We start from the raw sequence: 3,442 nt of genomic DNA, 5'->3' as shown, positions 1-3,442 counted from the left end.
TCGGCCATCCCTCCGCGTCGTATCTATTCTAGCTATGGCCTGGAACCGTGGTGTTTCGGGAACCCGGCGGCACCTGGCAACATTATGCAGGCTCCGGACCCCCTGCAGGCTTGGCGAGGTCGAGGTTTATGTCCCCTGAACCGGTGGTGCCCAGCCGGACGTAAGGGCGACGGAATCCGCGGGCTGCCGGATTCAATGCATCCCGTTGAACGGCAACGCATAAGTTTCGGAAGGTTCCTAATTCCCGGATCGTTCTGCCGGGTGCTGTGCGCAGAATGGTTAGCGTCTACCCGCGCGAATCTTTTGAGGTTAGTTGATCCGGAAGTCGTTGTGCACGACTACCCTGGCCAGTTCGACGGCTTCGCCGTCCTGCCAATAGTGAAGGCGGTACTGATCATCGATGTCACGTCGCCACGCCTTCAATCGTCCGCTAGTTCTTTGAGGGGCCCCTCCTGACGCGGAAGTTCTGAGCGTGTGCGTCGCGGCCAAACCACGCCGAAGAATCGTATCCACGCAGGCTCGCAGCAACTTTGCTGCCTTGCCGTGCTCTGTGAGAAATCCAAGCGCGGCGGCGGACTCCCAAAACACCCGGCGGCACCGATAGTTCGGCGCTGAAGTGCCGGATTGGGGCGCGCGCCTGATCAACTCATCCAGCGCTCTAGACCGCTCATCTTCGCCGGGGCCGGCGATCCAGATCTCCACCACATCTGCGCGATTTTCTAAAGAAGATCGATCGCCATAACAATCGATCGAGAACGATATGCGAGCGCCCGGTTTCAATGAAGGCAAGATCGTGTTGTCTTTGCAATTGGTCACTCTTGCCTTGATGCTTGCACGGTAGTTTGGTCCGACGGACCGACTGATTAGGATCAGGCGATCGGCGCCAAATGCACGTGACTCAATTAGCGCGTAACAGAGCAACAGAGTGCGTTCGGTTTCCGTCACGAATGCCGACGGCCGGTGCTGATTCCGGATGTGAGAGATATCGAGAGGTTCTGCGCGCCACTCGATTTGAAATGTGCCGTACCGATCTTCGATTCTCTTGGCCTTTGTTAATAGGGCCACAACCAACTTGTTGATGTCCATGGTGCTGTGTACCGACCGGACGGCTCTGACCGCGTCGTTAATCCGGTCCCATGTCGGATAGGCGTTCTCCGAGGCTAGAGCGGAGTCGCACCCCGTGGATATGAGCAGATGCACCCATGGTTGCGACAGGCCATACTTCAAAGCCGTCAATGTCTGTATGAAGTCATCGAAGCGCTCGGAAAGATCGTTCCCGGAGTCAGGACAGGTAAGCGCGTATGGGTCGATTACGAGTGCATGCATTCTAGTGCTTTCCCTAGTCCATACGCCCTTGTCGTTTCTTCAGGTTAAGCTCCAGGATTTGGGTGGAGATTGTCTCGCCTTCGTCGAAGAAGCCTTGCGGCCAATTGTCGATCCGGCCGTACTTGTCGATTTGCAGTGGAGAGTAGAGGCTTCGGCCAGCGTCGTTCTGAGTAAAATAGATCAGCACATTTTCGGAAACGGCCGACGAGTCGGCTGCCGCGGCTTGGTGGCGAAGGCGCGTAATAATGTGCTCACTGTGCGTTTCGATTAGGCATTGTTTGTCTAGTAACGTCATAGACAGAAAAAAATCTGCTAGTCTCGTTTGGACCCTTGGATGAAGATGCAACTCTGGCTGCTCAAAGACCAGCGTTGAGCCAGGATCGGCGAGTAATGCCAAGGTTAGGATTGGTAGTACTTGACTGACGCCGACCCCGACGTGCGTGAGGTCGTGTTCTGATTTCAGGTGGATCGACTCGACCGTCAGTTCGTGACCTAGCTTCCCTTGATCTCTCGTGTAAACGGCATTTGCCACTCCCAGATATTCCACCCATTGGTTAAGAGCGGATTTCAGGGTGTCAGTTGACTTTTCTGGTGGTCGTTCGGAGCCCGGATTCATCTCACTTGGCGGGATGTAGGACACCTTCGTCGTGCTGTGCGCGTCCAACACAGCTGCAGTGAATTCGCCCTTGAAGCCCACGTCCTTTGGGTTGAGAGTTCCGGACAGCGGATATATGGCTTTCGGTTCATCTCTTAACGGACCTAGATAGTGCACCTGCTCATGAAAAAATTGCTCCACGAAACGAAATCCGTCATCGAGCGGGTCTGGCAAAGGAATGACATTGAGAGTGTGCTCCGGGGGCCGCTGGCCCTTAACGGATTTATGTAACTCATCTTTGAACTCAGCAAGCTGCTCGCGAAGATGCACTTTGAATCTACCCAGGGGCTCGCAGGTCTCGACAAAGGTTCGAACGGTGGGCTCCGACTTGGTGAGCGATTCGAGTGCCTGCTTAGCACGTTCTGGCCGACTGCCGGGTTCGCGTTGATATGCCTGAATTGCCTCGTTCCATGCCTCGATCAGGATGTTCTTGGAAGTCTCCGATAGTAGAACGCTCTCGACATCAAACCTTTGAGTCATCCACAGTCGCCGAAAACTGTAGTCGCGCAGCGAGGCTAGCGCCTCGACACTGCCACCGGGCTGCATTCGGCGATAATTGTGGTCTCCCAGCGAGGTTAGCGCCTCGACAATGGCACTGGTCTGCGCTTCAACCAAGTCGTATTTGCCGACCATCGCTATCGGGAAAAAATGGCGGAGGTAGGCGCCTACAAAAGTGACTTCGAATTGGAGCCCTGTGGTTGGCTGTTTTGCCGACCGCATGATTTCGTACTCCAAGCCCGCCTTAAAGTGCTCATATTCGCGTGTCTTTCGTATTCCTAGGTCTCTTGCGCGGGCGGTAATTGAACTTGCTGTGCGCTTGACGGCGAACTCGTCCTCTCGCGGCAACTCATCTGAGCGGCATGTGCGGACGTCGATCGAGCTGTATTTAATTCCCGGTTGTACTCGTTTCTCTGACTGGCTTCCTCTCCCAGCGCTCGGAGAAAAACTAAACTCGCACTTAACCTTTATAGAATTCCACTGCGGCGGGATGAAAGTCCTGCGCACTGGGCGCCGGGGGGGTTGCTTGCTTTCCAAGCCAAACCCAACGAGAATTTCCTCGGTTTGCTGGCCGTTCGATAGAATTTCGTCGAACGTCCCTAGGCGGGTAATGCGGCCGTTTAACACGACTGATCTGGAGCTCACGGAGCTTTGCAGAGTCTGCGTGGTCAACAGGATCGCCTGAATTACGGTGCTCTTCCCCGAGTTATTAGGTCCTGAGAAGACCGTGAGCGGCTTGAATTTCAGCGCCGTGTGATCCACGACGGACTTGAACCTCTGAAGAGACCACTCTGTGATCACCGCACCGTCTCCTGCCGTGGCGTGTTAAAGGACTATACGCGAAGGCCGCAGATACCGAGATGAGGAACTTCGTGAACAGGACACCCTGTTGATAGGTCGCGAAGGCGCCAGCTCCAGGACCAAGCCATCCGGTAGGCGACCTCAGATTGCGTACCTCGTTTC

Annotated in this window: 2 protein-coding genes; both read right to left on the bottom strand. The window is 55.2% G+C overall.

Going from position 1 to position 3,442, the window contains the following annotated elements; all coding sequences use genetic code 11:
* Positions 1-309 precede the first annotated feature (309 nt).
* The gene (locus FJ147_27945; protein ID MBM4259716.1) at positions 310-1,326 is read right to left on the bottom strand and encodes a hypothetical protein; all 1,017 of its coding nucleotides are present in this window, start codon (positions 1,324-1,326) and stop codon (positions 310-312) included.
* Between the two features lie 13 nt (positions 1,327-1,339).
* The gene (locus FJ147_27940; protein MBM4259715.1) at positions 1,340-3,280 is read right to left on the bottom strand and encodes a DUF3696 domain-containing protein; all 1,941 of its coding nucleotides are present in this window, start codon (positions 3,278-3,280) and stop codon (positions 1,340-1,342) included.
* Between the last annotated feature and the right edge of the window lie 162 nt (positions 3,281-3,442).

The sequence above is a fragment of the Deltaproteobacteria bacterium genome, assembly GCA_016874775.1.
Classification (GTDB): Bacteria; Desulfobacterota; Binatia; order Bin18; family Bin18; genus VGTJ01.
This window is presented reverse-complemented; position numbering and strand designations above follow the sequence as displayed.

Bases quoted from the DNA above. Each gene is read 5' to 3' on its own strand.
- FJ147_27945 (MBM4259716.1), bottom strand. From the start codon at position 1,326: ATGCATGCACTCGTAATCGACCCATACGCGCTTACCTGTCCTGACTCC.